Origin of the sequence: Kitasatospora sp. NPDC058965, assembly GCF_042741245.1 — a bacterium.
Classification (GTDB): Bacteria; Actinomycetota; Actinomycetes; order Streptomycetales; family Streptomycetaceae; genus Kitasatospora.
Genome location: NZ_JBHYKG010000227.1, coordinates 1 through 14,070, shown reverse-complemented (window position 1 = coordinate 14,070; position 14,070 = coordinate 1). Strand labels below are relative to the sequence as shown.

General features: G+C 72.0%; 13 protein-coding genes. 7 read left to right on the top strand and 6 right to left on the bottom strand.

Annotated elements, in window-relative coordinates; translation table 11 throughout:
• Positions 1-160: 160 nt before the first annotated feature.
• The 7 genes from ACFW1A_RS29035 to ACFW1A_RS29005 all read left to right on the top strand — a co-directional run bounded on the left by ACFW1A_RS29035 (position 161) and on the right by ACFW1A_RS29005 (position 9,405).
• On the top strand, positions 161-979 hold the full coding sequence (locus ACFW1A_RS29035; protein ID WP_380413779.1) for an SDR family NAD(P)-dependent oxidoreductase: 819 nt from the start codon (positions 161-163) through the stop codon (positions 977-979).
• 516 nt (positions 980-1,495) lie between these two features.
• On the top strand, positions 1,496-1,585 hold the full coding sequence (gene kdpF, locus ACFW1A_RS29030; protein WP_104819925.1) for a K(+)-transporting ATPase subunit F: 90 nt from the start codon (positions 1,496-1,498) through the stop codon (positions 1,583-1,585).
• Position 1,586: 1 nt separating this feature from the next.
• On the top strand, positions 1,587-3,248 hold the full coding sequence (kdpA, locus tag ACFW1A_RS29025) for a potassium-transporting ATPase subunit KdpA (protein ID WP_380413776.1): 1,662 nt from the start codon (positions 1,587-1,589) through the stop codon (positions 3,246-3,248).
• Positions 3,248-5,356 (top strand): potassium-transporting ATPase subunit KdpB, encoded by a 2,109-nt coding sequence (kdpB, locus tag ACFW1A_RS29020; RefSeq protein WP_380413773.1) that lies wholly within the window; start codon positions 3,248-3,250, stop codon positions 5,354-5,356. The genes kdpA and kdpB overlap by 1 nt, the downstream gene beginning before the upstream one ends.
• 20 nt (positions 5,357-5,376) lie before the next feature.
• Positions 5,377-5,991, top strand: coding sequence for a K(+)-transporting ATPase subunit C (kdpC, locus tag ACFW1A_RS29015; protein WP_380413771.1), 615 nt, complete (start codon positions 5,377-5,379; stop codon positions 5,989-5,991).
• 157 nt (positions 5,992-6,148) lie between these two features.
• Positions 6,149-8,731 (top strand): ATP-binding protein, encoded by a 2,583-nt coding sequence (locus ACFW1A_RS29010; RefSeq protein WP_380413769.1) that lies wholly within the window; start codon positions 6,149-6,151, stop codon positions 8,729-8,731.
• A complete protein-coding gene (locus ACFW1A_RS29005; RefSeq protein WP_380413767.1) occupies positions 8,728-9,405 on the top strand; it encodes a response regulator in 678 nt (225 codons plus the stop codon). Before ACFW1A_RS29010 ends, ACFW1A_RS29005 begins: the two co-directional genes overlap by 4 nt.
• On the opposite strand, the gene ACFW1A_RS29000 is transcribed toward ACFW1A_RS29005, so the two are convergent.
• The 6 genes from ACFW1A_RS29000 to ACFW1A_RS28975 form a co-directional block, all read right to left on the bottom strand.
• Positions 9,406-9,933, bottom strand: a complete 528-nt coding sequence (locus ACFW1A_RS29000) for a DUF6368 family protein (protein WP_380413765.1) — start codon at positions 9,931-9,933, stop codon at positions 9,406-9,408. It lies immediately after the preceding gene.
• A 60-nt stretch (positions 9,934-9,993) separates the two neighbouring features.
• On the bottom strand, positions 9,994-10,758 hold the full coding sequence (locus ACFW1A_RS28995) for a metallophosphoesterase family protein (RefSeq protein ID WP_380413763.1): 765 nt from the start codon (positions 10,756-10,758) through the stop codon (positions 9,994-9,996).
• A 148-nt stretch (positions 10,759-10,906) separates the two neighbouring features.
• Positions 10,907-11,293, bottom strand: a complete 387-nt coding sequence (locus ACFW1A_RS28990) for a hypothetical protein (protein ID WP_380413761.1) — start codon at positions 11,291-11,293, stop codon at positions 10,907-10,909.
• A 165-nt stretch (positions 11,294-11,458) separates the two neighbouring features.
• Positions 11,459-12,973 (bottom strand): ATP-binding protein, encoded by a 1,515-nt coding sequence (locus ACFW1A_RS28985; protein WP_380413759.1) that lies wholly within the window; start codon positions 12,971-12,973, stop codon positions 11,459-11,461.
• Positions 12,970-13,746, bottom strand: coding sequence for a response regulator transcription factor (locus ACFW1A_RS28980; protein ID WP_380413756.1), 777 nt, complete (start codon positions 13,744-13,746; stop codon positions 12,970-12,972). Before ACFW1A_RS28980 ends, ACFW1A_RS28985 begins: the two co-directional genes overlap by 4 nt.
• A gap of 66 nt (positions 13,747-13,812) precedes the next feature.
• Positions 13,813-14,070: hypothetical protein (locus ACFW1A_RS28975; RefSeq protein ID WP_380413754.1), on the bottom strand; the 258-nt coding region annotated here is incomplete at its 5' end.

The following is a 14,070-nucleotide window of genomic DNA, read 5'->3' as shown; positions in this document are numbered from 1 at the left end:
GGCGGGCGACAGCAGTGGCCCGCCTGCGCCTTCTCGCCACCCGGTCCGGGCTCCTGGACCGGGGCCTTCGAATTCACCTTCCGCACCCCCGGCACCCCGGTGCGACGCGTCCGCGCGTCCGCCGGCTCCCGGGGTGCGCCCGCACACCCATGGATGGACCATGTCGGCTTTCCTGTCCGGCCGCACTGCCCTCGTCACCGGCGCATCCTCCGGCATCGGCTGGGAGACCGCCCGGCTGCTCGCCGAGCAGGGGGCCACCGTCATCGTGCACGCCCGCACCGCCGAGGAGGGCGAGCAGGCCGTCGAGCGGCTGGTCGCCCGGGGCGCCGCGCGGGAGCAACTGCGCACGATCGCCGCCGACTTCACCCGACTGTCCGCCGTGGAGCAGCTCGCGGACAGCGTCGCCCGCACGGCGCCCGTGCTGCACCTGCTGGTCAACAACGCGGCGGTGATGGCCCCCGAGCGGTGCACGCTGACCGACGACGGGGTGGAGGTCTCCTTCCAGGTCAACTTCCTCGCGGCCCACCTGCTCGCCAAGCGGCTGCAGGGCCAGCTGGCGGCGGCCGGGGACGCCCGGATCGTCAACGTCTCCTCCTCGCTGCACCGCACCGCGTCGATGAACTGGAGCGACCCCAACCGGACCAAGAAGTACTCCCGGGTCGCCGCCTACGCCCAGTCCCAGCTGGCCCTGAGCATGGCCGCGGGCTCCATGGCGCCGGAGGGCTCCGGGATCACCTCGGTGAGTGTCAACCCCGGCCTGTGCGACACCGCGCTGCTCCCGCTCTACGGGCGGGTCGGCGCGCCGCCGGCCGAGGGCGCGGCGGCCGTCGTGCGGCTGTGCCTGCCGACGGTGGCGCCGGCCAACGGCGAGTACTACGACGGCGGGGACATCGCGCCCACCGCGGTCGCCGTGCACGAGGAGCGCTCGCAGCGCCGCCTCGCCAAGCTCGCCGACCTGCTGACCACCGCGCAGGCCTGACCGGCACCGGATCGGAGGAGAGCCGTGTCCAAGCGCGCCCGGAAGAAGAAGGCCCGCCGCAAGAAGAAGGCGAGCCACGGCCGCACGCCGGCCTGACGATCGCCCCGTGAACGGCCCGGCGCCGCGTGCCACCGGTGCCGGGCCCCTGTCGTCGAAGCCCCGAGTCCGCACCGGAAGAGCCGGACCCGGGGCTTCGGCATGCCCGGACACCGGGAGCGGCACCGCGCCGGGGCGCGGTCCGACCGGGCCCACATCTCGGGCGCATCACGGCGGTATCAGGGTCGCGTCAACGTTGCGGGAGCACCCGTATGGAGGGTGTCAGGAAACGCTGACGCGCGGAGAACGGCTGGTTGGCTGCAGTTGCCGGTCTTCCACCGGTGCCGACGGGATCCGCTGGACCCCGTGGCCAATGTCCCTGAACCAGTTGGTGGAGCCAATGTTGGATCTCGTCTTCGTCGGCATCACGGTCGCCGTGTTCGCCGTCCTGGCCCTGATCGCCAAGGGGGTGGAGAAGCTGTGAGCGCCGAGAACATCGCAGGTCTCATCGTTGCCGTTGCGCTGATCGGTTACCTGGTCGTAGCGCTGATCTACCCGGAGAAGTTCTGACATGAGCTCCACTCTCGCTGGGTGGCTGCAGGTGCTCGCGCTGGTCGGCGCGCTCGCCCTGTGCTACCGCCCGCTGGGCGACTACATCGCCCACCTCCTCACCTCCGCCAAGCACCTGAGAGCCGAACGCGGCCTCTACAAGGTGATCGGCGTCGACGGTGACGCCGATCAACGGTGGACGGCCTACCTGCGCTCGGTGCTGGCCTTCTCCGCGGTGTCGGTGCTGTTCCTCTACCTGTTCCTGCGGGTGCAGAACCACCTGATGCTCTCGCTCGGGTTCAAGGCGGTGAACCCGCACGGCGCGTGGAACACCGCGATCTCCTTCGTGACGAACACGAACTGGCAGGACTACGGCGGCGAGGCCACGCTGGGTCACACCGTGCAGATGGCTGGCCTGGCGGTGCAGAACTTCGTCTCGGCCGCGGTGGGCATCGCGGTGGTCGCCACGCTGATCCGCGGCTTCACCCGCAGTAAGACGGACCGGGTCGGCAATTTCTGGGTCGACCTGACCCGGATCTGCCTGCGCCTGCTGCTGCCGCTGTCGATCGTCTTCGCGCTGGTCCTGGTGGCCAACGGCGTGATCCAGAACTTCCACGGCTTCCACGACGTGGCCACCCTGGGCGGCGACACGCAGTCGATCCCCGGCGGGCCGGTGGCCTCGCAGGAGGTGATCAAGGAGCTGGGCACCAACGGCGGCGGCTTCTTCAACGCCAACTCGGCCCACCCGTTCGAGAACCCCACCGGCTTCACCAACTGGCTGGAGATCTTCCTGCTGCTGGTGATCCCGTTCGCGCTGCCGCGCACCTTCGGCAGGATGATCGGCGACAACCGCCAGGGCTACGCGATCGTCACCGTGATGGGCCTGTTCTGGGCCGCCTCGGTGTCGCTCATGACGTTCTTCGAGACCCACCCGGCCGGCACCGCCCTGAAGGCCGCGGGCGGCGCGATGGAGGGCAAGGAAGTCCGGTTCGGCCTGTGGGGGAGCAGTCTGTTCGCCTCCTCCACGACGCTGACCTCCACCGGTGCGGTGGATGCGGCGCACGACTCGCTCACCCCGGGCGGCGGTGGTGTCGCCCTGTTCGACATGATGCTCGGCGAGATCGCGCCCGGCGGTACCGGCTCGGGTCTCTACGGCATGCTGATCCTGGCGATCGTGGCGGTCTTCGTGGCCGGCCTGATGGTCGGGCGCACCCCCGAGTACCTGGGCAAGAAGCTCGGCGGGCGGGAGATGAAGTTCGCCTCGCTGTACATCCTCACCACCCCGGCGATCGTGCTGGTCGGCACGGGTGTGGCGATGGCGTTGGGCGGTGAGCGGGCGAACATGGAGAACACCGGTCCGCACGGCTTCTCCGAGGTCCTGTACGCCTTCACCTCGGCCGCGAACAACAACGGCTCCGCGTTCGGCGGCCTGACGGTGACCTCGCCGTGGTGGGACACCGCACTGGGGCTGGCGATGGTCTTCGGCCGGTTCCTGCCGATCGTCTTCGTCCTCGCCCTGGCCGGCTCCCTCGCCAAGCAGCAGCCGGTGCCCGCCTCGGCCGGCACGCTGCCCACCCACAAGCCGCTGTTCGTCGGTCTGCTGTCGGGCGTCGTCCTGATCGTCGTCGGCCTCACCTACTTCCCGGCCCTGGCTCTGGGGCCGATCGCGGAAGGTCTGCACTGATGTCCACCACTCTTACTCCTTCCCCGACCGAGCAGGCAGCCTCGGCGCCGCACAGAGTGTCCGGCGGCCTGCTCGACCCCAAGTTGATCGTGGCCTCGCTTCCCGACGCGGTGAAGAAGCTCGACCCGCGGGTCATGGTCAAGAACCCGGTCATGTTCGTGGTCGAGGTCGGCTCGGTGGTCACCACCGTGTCCGCGATCGCCAAGCCCTCGGTGTTCGCGTGGGCGATCACCGTGTGGCTGTGGCTGACCGTGGTCTTCGCCAACCTGGCCGAGGCGGTGGCCGAGGGTCGCGGCAAGGCGCAGGCCGACACGCTGCGCAAGGCCAAGACCGAGTCGGTGGCCCGACGCCTCGTCAACTGGCCCGCCTCGCAGGCCGAGGAGGAGGTGCCGGGTACGGCGTTGCGCCTCGGTGACCACGTGGTGGTCGAGGCCGGCCAGGTCATCCCCGGCGACGGCGACGTGGTCGAGGGCGTCGCGTCGGTGGACGAGTCGGCGATCACCGGCGAGTCCGCGCCGGTGATCCGCGAGTCGGGCGGCGACCGCAGCGCCGTCACCGGCGGCACCAAGGTGCTCTCCGACCGGATCGTGGTGCGGATCGCCACCGAGCCCGGCAAGTCCTTCATCGACCGCATGATCGCCCTGGTCGAGGGCGCGGCGCGGCAGAAGACGCCGAACGAGATCGCGCTCAACATCCTGCTCGCCTCGCTCACCATCGTGTTCCTGGTCGCGGTCGTGACCCTGCAGCCGATGGCGATCTACGCCGGCGCACCGCAGACGATGGTGGTGCTGGTGGCGTTGATCGTGGCGCTGATCCCGACCACGATCGGGGCGCTGCTCTCGGCGATCGGCATCGCGGGCATGGACCGGCTGGTGCAGCGCAACGTGCTGGCGATGTCGGGGCGCGCCGTCGAGGCGGCCGGCGATGTGAACACCCTGCTGCTGGACAAGACCGGCACCATCACCCTGGGCAACCGCCAGGCCGCCGAGTTCCAGCCCGCCCAGGGCGTGTCGAAGGACGAACTGGCCGACGCCGCCCAGTTGTCCAGCCTCGCGGACGAGACTCCGGAGGGTCGCTCGATCGTCGTCCTCGCCAAGACCGAGTACGGTCTGCGGGCCCGGGAGCAGGGCGAGTTGGCGCACGCGACGTGGGTGCCGTTCACCGCCCAGACCCGGATGTCCGGGGTGGACCTGGCGGAGGCCGACGGCCTGCACCAGGTGCGCAAGGGAGCGGCCGGGTCCGTGTCGAACTGGGTTGCGGAGAACGGTGGTTCGGTCGGCGCCGATGTCGCGCAGCTGGTCGACGGGATCTCGGCGGCCGGCGGCACCCCGCTGGTCGTCGCGACCAAGGTCGCCGACGCCCCGGCCCGGGTCCTGGGGGTCATCTACCTCAAGGACGTGGTGAAGGAGGGCATGCGGGAGCGGTTCGACGAGCTGCGCCGGATGGGCATCAAGACCGTCATGATCACGGGCGACAACCCGCTGACTGCCAAGGCGATCGCGGACGAGGCCGGCGTGGACGACTTCCTCGCCGAGGCCACCCCCGAGGACAAGATGGCCCTGATCAAGAAGGAGCAGCAGGGCGGCAAGCTGGTCGCGATGACCGGCGACGGCACCAACGACGCCCCGGCGCTGGCCCAGGCCGACGTGGGCGTGGCGATGAACACCGGCACCATGGCGGCCAAGGAGGCCGGCAACATGGTCGACCTGGACTCCAACCCCACCAAGCTGATCGAGATCGTCGAGATCGGCAAGCAGCTCCTGATCACCCGGGGTGCGTTGACCACGTTCTCGATCGCCAACGACGTGGCGAAGTACTTCGCCATCATCCCGGCGATGTTCGCCAGCGTGTACCCGGGCCTGAAGCACCTGAACATCATGGGCCTGCACAGCCCGACCTCCGCGATCACCTCGGCGATCGTGTTCAACGCCCTGGTCATCGTCGGCCTCATCCCGCTCGCCCTGCGGGGCGTCAAGTACCGGCCGGCCAACGCCAGTTCCCTGCTGGCCCGGAACATCGGCGTGTACGGCATCGGCGGACTGATCGTGCCGTTCGTCGGCATCAAGGCGATCGACCTGATCGTCCAGTTCATCCCCGGCCTGCGCTGAGCCGAGAGAAGAGAAGACCCATGTCCATCCTGCGCACCCACTGGACCGCGCTGCGACTGCTGCTGGTGCTGACCGTCGTGCTCGGCATCGCCTACCCGCTGCTGGTCACCGGCCTGAGCCAACTCGCCTTCGCCGACAAGGCCAACGGCTCGATCGTCCAGGCGGACGGCAAGGAGGTCGGCTCCAGCCTGCTGGGCCAGAACTACAACCTGCCCAAGCAGAACCCGAACGACCCCAACGAGCAGGCCCAGCCGGACCCCAAGTGGTTCCAGCCGCGCCCCTCGGCCGCGAACTACGACCCGCACCTGTCCGCGGCCAGCAACTACGGGCCGAACGACGAGGGCCTGACCAAGACGGTCAACGACCGGCGCGCGGCCGTCGCCGCCTTCGACGGCGTGGACCCGGCCACCGTGCCGGCCGACGCCCTGACCGCCTCCGGCTCCGGCCTCGACCCGCACATCTCGGTGGCCTACGCCAAGGAGCAGGTCGCCCGGGTCGCCAAGACCCGCGGCCTGTCCACCGACACCGTCGACCGGCTGGTCGCCACGTACACCGAGGGCCGCTCGCTCGGCTTCCTCGGCGACGCAGGCGTCAACGTCGTCCTCCTCAACACAGCACTGAGCGAGCAGAAGTGACGACGCCACATCCGTCACGCGCATGACCGCACCGACCCGGGCACCAGGGGACCCCCCGCGCCCGGGTCGGTTGCGCCGTGCGGGGCCGGCCCGCGGCTCCGCACCAGCAGCAGTTCCTCCTCATGTCCGGCCTCTCTCGCAGGAAAGAGCAGCGCCCATGTCCCGTGACCTCACGCCCGGCTCGCTGAAGCGCCGGGGGCGGCTGAGGGTCTACCTCGGTTCGGCCCCCGGCGTCGGCAAGACCTACCGGATGCTCGACGAGGCGCACCGCAGACATGACCGCGGCACGGACGTGGTGGTCGGCTTCATCGAGTGCCACGGCCGCCGGCACACCGAGAACCAGCTGCAGGGACTCGAGGTGGTGCCGCGGCTGAGCCGGCGCTACCGGGACACCGACTTCCCCGAGATGGACCTGGACGCGATCCTCGCCCGGCGCCCCCAACTGGTGCTGGTCGACGAGCTCGCCCACACCAACATCCCCGGCGGTCGGCACGGCAAGCGGTGGCAGGACGTCGAGGAACTCCTGGAAGCGGGGATCGACGTCATCACCACCGTCAACGTCCAGCACCTGGAGTCGCTGAACGACGTGGTCCAGAAGATCACCGGAATTCCCCAGCGCGAGACCGTCCCCGACGAGGTCGTCCGGCAGGCCGACCAGATCGAACTCGTCGACATGGCACCGCAGGCGCTGCGCCGACGGATGGCGCACGGCAACGTCTACAAGGCGGAGAAGGTGGACGCAGCACTCTCCAACTACTTCCGGGTCGGCAACCTGACCGCCCTGCGCGAACTGGCCCTGCTCTGGGTGGCCGGCCGGGTCGACGAGGGCCTGCGCGACTACCGGGCAACCCACAACATCGACCGGGTCTGGGAGACCCGGGAACGCGTCGTCGTCGCCCTCACCGGCGGCCCCGAGGGCGAGACCATCATCCGCCGCGCCGCCCGGATCGCCGACCGCACCGCGGGTGGCGAGCTGCTGGCCGTCCACGTGACCAAGAGCGACGGTCTGGCCGGTGCCTCCCCGGGGGCGCTGGCCCAGCAGCGTCAGCTCGTCGAGGCCCTCGGCGGCAGCTACCACGTGGTGGTCGGGGACGACGTACCCAGCGCGCTGCTGGCGTTCGCCCGCGCGCACGACGCCACCCAGCTGGTGCTGGGCACCAGCCGGCGTGGCCGGTTCGCCCGGTTCCTCACCGGTCCGGGCAACGGGCAGACCACCATCGACCTGTCCGAGGACATCGACGTCCACATGGTCACCCACGAGTTCACCGGCCGCGGCCGGCTGCCCTCGCTGGGCCGGCGGCACTCGCGGCGGCGCACCGTGGCCGGGTACTCGGCGGGCCTGGTGCTGCCCGCGCTGCTCACCCTGGTGCTGTCCCAGCTGCAGCACGGGGTCAACCTGACCACCACCGCGCTGATCTTCCAACTCGGAGTCGTGGCTGTGGCGTTGTTGGGCGGTGTGGTCTCCGCACTGCTGGCTTCGGTGATCGCCTCGCTGCTGCTGAACTACTACTTCATCCCGCCGATCCACACCTTCACCATCGCCGAGCCGAACAACGTGATAGCGCTGCTGGTCTTCGCCACCGTCGCGCTCACCGTCTCCTCGGTGGTGGACCGCGCCTCGCAGCTGGCCGCCCGCGGCGCCCGCGCCACCGCCGAGGCCGAGACCCTCTCCACCCTGGCCGGCAGCGTGCTGCGCGGAGCGGACGCCGTGCCCGCACTGCTGGACAAGACCCGCACCGCGTTCGGCATGGACTCGGTCGCCCTGCTCGACCGCGCGAGCGGCGAGGTCACCGCCCGCAGCGACTCCGACGGGGAGCCCGCAGCCGACCGCGTGGTCTCGGAAGTCCCCGTCAACGCCCGGGCCGTACTGGTCCTCGCCGGCCGGCGGTTGCCCGCCGCGGACCAGCGGGTGCTGACCGCGTTCGCCGGCCACCTCGCGGCAGCGCTGGAGCGCGACCGGCTCGCCACGGTGGCCGCCGAGATCGAGCCGATCAAGGCCGCCGACAAGATGCGCACCGCGCTGCTCGCCGCCGTCAGCCACGACCTGCGCACCCCGCTGGCCGCCGCGCTCGCCTCGATCGGCTCGCTGCGCAGCCCCGACGTCGAGTTCTCGCCCGAGGACCGGGCCGAACTGCTCGGCATGGCCGACGAGTCGCTGGTCAAGCTGACCCGGCTGGTGGACAACCTGCTCGACATGAGCCGTCTGCAGGCCGGCGCCCTCACCCTCCACCTCGCACCCACCGAGCTGTCCACCGTCCTGGTGAGCGCGATGGAGTCGCTCGCCCAGCCCGACGCCCCGGTGCAGCCGCTGGACCTGGACACGGTGCCGCCCGTGTTGGTCGACCCACCCCTGCTGGAGCGGGTGCTGGCCAACGTGATCACCAACGCGCTGCGCCACAACGCCCCCGGCGCCCCCGTGCTGGTCGCCGCCAGCCAGCACCAGGGCCGGGTGGAGGTGCGGGTCGTCGACCACGGTCCCGGGATCGCCCCGGAGGACCGCGAACGGGTCTTCCTGCCGTTCCAGCGCCTGGGCGACAGCGACAACACCACCGGCCTGGGCCTGGGCCTCGCGCTCTCCCGGGGGTTGGCGGAGGCGATGGGCGGCACCCTGGACGTCGAGGAGACTCCCGGCGGTGGCACCACCATGCTCCTGGTCCTCCCCGCTGCCCCGGACGCGGACGCGGAGGAGGCCGAGGACGAGGACGCGGACGAGGACGCGCACGAGGAGACGGGGGCGTGAGCCACATCCTGGTGGTGGAGGACGAACCCGGGATGCTGCGGAGCCTGCGGATCAACTTCCACGCCCGGCGCTACAACGTGCTGACCGCCAGCACCGGGCAGCAGGCCCTGGACGCCGTCAGCACGGCCACGCCCGACGCCGTCGTCCTCGACCTGGGCCTGCCGGACTTCGACGGCATGGACATCATCCGCGGCCTGCGCTCCACACTGGCGGCGCCGATCATCGTGCTCTCCGGCCGCAACGGCCTGACGGACAAGATCGGCGCCCTCGACGCCGGCGCCGACGACTACCTCACCAAGCCGTTCGAGATGGACGAGCTCTTCGCCCGCCTGCGCGCCGTCCTGCGGCGCGTGGCCGCCTCCCTCGGACCGCCGCCGACCGTGGTGATCGGCGAGAACACCGTCGACATCGCGGCGAGCACGATCAGCGGAGCACGGGGAACGGTCCGGCTCACCCCCACCGAGTGGAAGATCCTGCGCCTGCTGCTGGCCGCCCCCGGACGCCTGGTGACCGGCCAGCAGATCCTGCGCGAGGTCTGGGGACCCGAGCACGAGCAGCACGGCAACTACCTGCGGGTCTACTTCGCCACCCTGCGCAGGAAATTGGAAGCCGACCCGGGAAACCCGCGGCACCTGGTCACGGAACCCCGGGCCGGCTACCGGTACCAGCCGTGACTACTTGAGAAGCCTGAACCCCGGTTGCGCAGCCCAGGCACGCAAGAATTCCGCCGTGCCGAGGACGTTCGGCACGGGGCCGTCCGTCATCGCGAGCACACCCGGGAGTCCGGCCACGACGGCCACCTGGTCATCGAGGAGTTCAGCGTTGGCCACCCCGCCGACCACCTCCATGACGGATGCGGTCAGCAGGGCGGTGGCGAGGTGATCGATCGGGCTGTTGCACCCGGCGATGATGTCGACCGCGTGTGTCGGGCTGAAGCCGATGAGGGGTTCCAGGTCGGGGCCGTCCGTGTGCTCGGCCTCGAAGGTCTTCTCGTCCCCGATGCCGGGACCCATGACGTACACCAGAAAGGGCCGGCGACCGTCGACACCACCCGGGACGGCGGCACCGAGTCGGTCGGCGAACACGTTGAGGTCGTAGCCGCCGGGGCGCTTCTCCTCGAACCAGGCCGACGACCCCAGCAGGAAGGCCCGGAGCCGCTCGACGACCGCGGGCGGGACCGCCTCGGCCAACTCGATCACCACTACTGGACCAGCCACGGCAGGAGCATAGTGCGGCCCACCCCCGCCGAGCGGGCGACGGCGTCAGGCCCGGGGCTCGTCGCGCCCGTCGTGCGGGGCGAAGATCTTGAACGCGGCTTCCTCGGTGGCCCGCGCGTTGAGGCAGTAGTCCGCCCATTCCGCTGCCTGCTCGAAGGTGGAGTCGTGCGAGATCCGCGCGGCGGCGGCCTCGACGTCGAAGAGGGTGGACCGGAGTTGGACGCCCGGGCCCAGCAGGGCCCAGTGGGCGCCGGGCCGGCCGTAGGGCATGCCCACGCTTCCCGGGTTGACGACCAGTCTGCCGGCGGCCAGCCGGGTGTAGGGCATGTGGGTGTGTCCGCACACCACCGTGCTGACCGCCTCGTCCACCTCGCCGAGGACCTCGCCCCATCGCTCCAGGCCGGAGTCGACGAGCACCACTTCCTCGTCGTCGCGAGGGGTGGCGTGACAGAACAGCACCTCACCGAGGCCACGGACCTGACGGGTGAGCGAGGTCGGCAGGGCCTCCAGCAGGTCGACCTGGTCGTCGCGCAGCCGCTCCGCGGCCGAAGGGCCGATCGGGTCCGGGATCGACGTGCGCAGTCCCCGGCGGTACTCGACCAGTTCACGATCGGCATTGCCGCGGATCCAGGCCGCCCGGTCGCCGAGTCCGACCAGCAGATCGAGCACCTGCACCGGCTGCGGACCGCAGGCGATGTCGCCGGTGAGCACGATCAGATCGGCGTCCCGGACGTCGGGTTCGGCCAGGACCGCCTCCAGCGCGGGCAGCACACCGTGGATGTCGGAGAGGACTGCGACTCGGTTCAGCATGACGACCACTATTCAGTACGCCGTCGCCCTCGGGCAGGAGGTACGCGGAGATCGACCTGCTCACTACGAACGAACGATGTCGCGGCGCGTGTCGACGAAGAACGGGGGCCGGGACCCGTGACTGATCGGGCGAGCCGGGGCAGGGTGCTCAGTCCGTGGCGGCGAGGGAGTCGGAGGCGGTGGGGGAGGGTGACGTGGCGGGGGAGGCCGACGGGGCCGTGGGGGAGGCGGTGGGCGCAGTGGTGTCGGGGGGCGAGGCGGTCGGGATGTCGCTCGCGGCGGCGGAGGCTGCCGAGGCGGCGGGGACCGGGGCGGGGAAGGTCGCGGGCGGCGGCAGGGGGGTGCCGGCGGAGTTGACCGCGGCCAGCACCACTCCGGCCAGGGCGACCGCGACCAGTCCGCCGATCAGGGCGGCGGCGGAGTAGGCGAGCGCGCGTCGGCGGCCGGAGGGCTGCCGGGTCCGGCCGTTGCGGGTCCGGCCGTGTCCCGACGGCTCGGCGGTGTCCGGCGGGGTCGCGGCAGCCGCTTCTGACATCAGTTCTCCTCTGCGGACCGGCCCGCGGGCCGCGCACGGGGACGTGCGCGATCCGGAGGGCAGGGCGGGAGGTACGGCGCGACGGGTTCCTGCCCGTTGCCGGGGGGCCGTGGTCGCGTGGGCTTTCCCGAGTAGGACCCTACCAGTGGGTCACATGAGGAGCGATCAGGTGATCCGGCGAGAATGCGACGGCGGGTCATTCGCGGGCGGATTCGGTCGGAAAGAGTTCGTCAGCTTTATTGAATGTGACATTGCGCTGTCGAATGCCCGCAGCAGGCCGGTCCGGTGGGCACCGGCGGTCCCCGCGGCGGCCCGCCGCCGGCGGTGCCGCCAGCGCCGGCGCAGACCGCGGCGCGGCTCGGCGGCCGCCAGGCCGAGGCTGACCTCCACCAGCGCCCCGCCCAGCTCGCTGCGCAGGATCCGCAGTTGTCCCCGGGTCGACTCGGCCGCGCTGCGGGCGATGTCCAGGCCGAGCCCGGTGGAGCCGCCGCTGCTGACGCCCCGGGACAGCGCACCGGCCGGGTCGGCGATCCCCGGACCGCCGTCCTCCACCGTCAGCACCACGCTCTGCGCGGTGCGCCGCACGCTCACCGCGAAGCCGGTGCCCTCGGGCGTGTGCCGGAAGACGTTGCCGACCAGCGAGTCGACCACCGCCGCCAGCTCCTCCTCCGGCAGCCGGACCGCGGTCGGCTCGTCGGTGGCCTCGAAGGTGCAGGCACGCCCCTGCTGCTCGGCCAGCACCGACCAGAACCCCACCCGGTGCCGGGCCAGTTCGGCGGCCTGGCAGGACTCGCCGTCCGTCCCGGCGCCGCGCAGGGCTTCCGCGCCGGCGCCCGCCGGGCGGGCGGCCAGCGGGGCGCGGGCGGTCACGATGATGGAGTCCAGCTCCGACTCCAGCTGGCCGATCGCCGCCGTCAGCCGCGGCGATCCCGGCACCGGGCCGATCCGCTCGGCGGTCAGCCGCAGGGCGGTCAGCGGTGTGCGCAGCCGGTGCGACAGGTCGGCGATCAGTTCGCGTTCGGTCGCGAGCAGTTGCCGGACCCGATCGGCCATGAGGTTGAACGCCAGGCCCGCCTCGTACAGCTCCACCGGCCCGGCCGGCACCACCCGGGCGTCCAGGTTGCCGGCCCCCAGCGCGCAGGACGCCTCGGAGAGCCGGCGGGAGGCCCGGACCACCCGGGCGCCGAGGCGGTCGGCCACCACCACCGAGCCGCCGACCAGGGCGGCGGCGAGCAGGCCCATCACCGTCCAGGCCCGGGTCACCCCGCGGTCCAGCTCGGCCTGCGGCACGAACTCCTCGACCACGGCGACCCGGTCGGCGGTGAGCACCACCGGCTGGAGGTACTCCGAGCCGCCGGCCACCGCACCGGACACCGGCTCGCGGCCGGCCAGCGCGCGGTTCAGCAGCTCCGCGGGAGCGTGCCCGGCGCCGATCAGCTCGCCGTCCGGCATCTGCACGGCCAGCCGGTCCGCCGTGTCCGGGCGGCTCACCGCCTGCTGGAGCTCGGTCAGGTCGGTGGACAGCGCGACCAGCGGGACCACCGCGGTGGCGCGCTGTTCGGCGGCCAGCGCCGCCTGGGTGTGCACCTGGGTGCGCAGCAGCAGGGCCAGCGGGACCAGGAAGGAGACGGCCACGATGGTGGTCGCCACCAGCGCGACCATGGCCAGGGTGGCTCTCACCGCGGTGCCACCAGCTTCACCCCGACACCGCGCACGGTGTGCAGGTAGCGCGGTCGGGAGGCCGGTTCGCCGAGCTTGCGCCGCAGGCAGGACAGGTGGACGTCCACGGTCTGCTCGTCCACGTACGGCAGCCGCCACACCTCGGCGAGCAGCTCGCGCTTGGAGACCACCCGGCCGAGGTTGCGGGCCAGGAACTCCAGCAGGTCGAACTCCCGCCGGGTCAGCGCGATCTCACGGCCGGCCAGGTGCACGGTGCGGGCCGCCGGATCGATCCGCAGTTCACCGGCGAGGAGCGGCGGGACCCGGCCGGCCGACCAGCCCGGGGCACCGCCCGGCGCACCGCCCGGCGGCCGACCACCGCCCGCCGCCGCACCGCCCGGGCCGGCGGCGCCGTCCGGCAGCAGCGGCCGGCCGCCGCTGCGGCGCAGCACGGCGGAGAGCCGGGCGATCAGCTGGCCGCCGGAGAAGGGCTTGACCAGGTAGTCGTCGGCCCCCGCGTTCAGCAGCTTGATCACCTCGGCGTCGTCGTCGCGCGCCGTGGCGACCACCACCGGGACCTGCGACAGGCCGCGGATCATCCGCAGCGCGTCGGCGCCGTCCAGGTCGGGCAGCCCCAGGTCGAGCACGACGGCGTCCGGCCGCCACTGGGTGATCTCGCGCAGCGCGCCGAAGCCGTCGGGGGAACTGCGCACCAGGAGACCGTGGCTCGTCAGGATCTCTATCAGGGACGAGCGGATCGTGGGGTCGTCTTCGACGACGAGGACGGACGTCATGGCGGACACCGTAGCCGAGTCGTCGAGCACCTCAAGTACCTCTCCCGCAGTGGTCGGACAAGTGCCTCAGCGGACCGGGTGGACCGCGTCGGTGGCCTGGACGCCGCCGCCCGCCGGTGCCGGCAGCCGGCCCGGCGGCATCGGCGGTGCGGTCAGCAGGACGTGCAGGTACAGGCCGCCGGCGGCGAGCACCACGGTGGCGATCACCGGCCAGCGCACGCCGAACCGGGCCGGCAGGGCGAGCAGTTCGGTCAGCATCCCGCGGCGCAGCCGCAGCCCGGCCCGGGCCCGCGCGCCGGACCCGGACCGCGGGCCGCGCCGGCG

Coding starts and splice junctions, on each gene's coding strand:
- ACFW1A_RS28990 (WP_380413761.1), bottom strand. CDS start 11,293: ATGTCAGAAGCGGCTGCCGCGACCCCGCCGGACACCGCCGAGCCGTCG.
- kdpC (WP_380413771.1), top strand. CDS start 5,377: ATGTCCATCCTGCGCACCCACTGGACCGCGCTGCGACTGCTGCTGGTG.
- ACFW1A_RS28995 (WP_380413763.1), bottom strand. CDS start 10,758: ATGCTGAACCGAGTCGCAGTCCTCTCCGACATCCACGGTGTGCTGCCC.
- ACFW1A_RS29035 (WP_380413779.1), top strand. CDS start 161: ATGTCGGCTTTCCTGTCCGGCCGCACTGCCCTCGTCACCGGCGCATCC.
- kdpA (WP_380413776.1), top strand. CDS start 1,587: ATGAGCTCCACTCTCGCTGGGTGGCTGCAGGTGCTCGCGCTGGTCGGC.
- kdpB (WP_380413773.1), top strand. CDS start 3,248: ATGTCCACCACTCTTACTCCTTCCCCGACCGAGCAGGCAGCCTCGGCG.
- ACFW1A_RS29010 (WP_380413769.1), top strand. CDS start 6,149: ATGTCCCGTGACCTCACGCCCGGCTCGCTGAAGCGCCGGGGGCGGCTG.
- ACFW1A_RS28980 (WP_380413756.1), bottom strand. CDS start 13,746: ATGACGTCCGTCCTCGTCGTCGAAGACGACCCCACGATCCGCTCGTCC.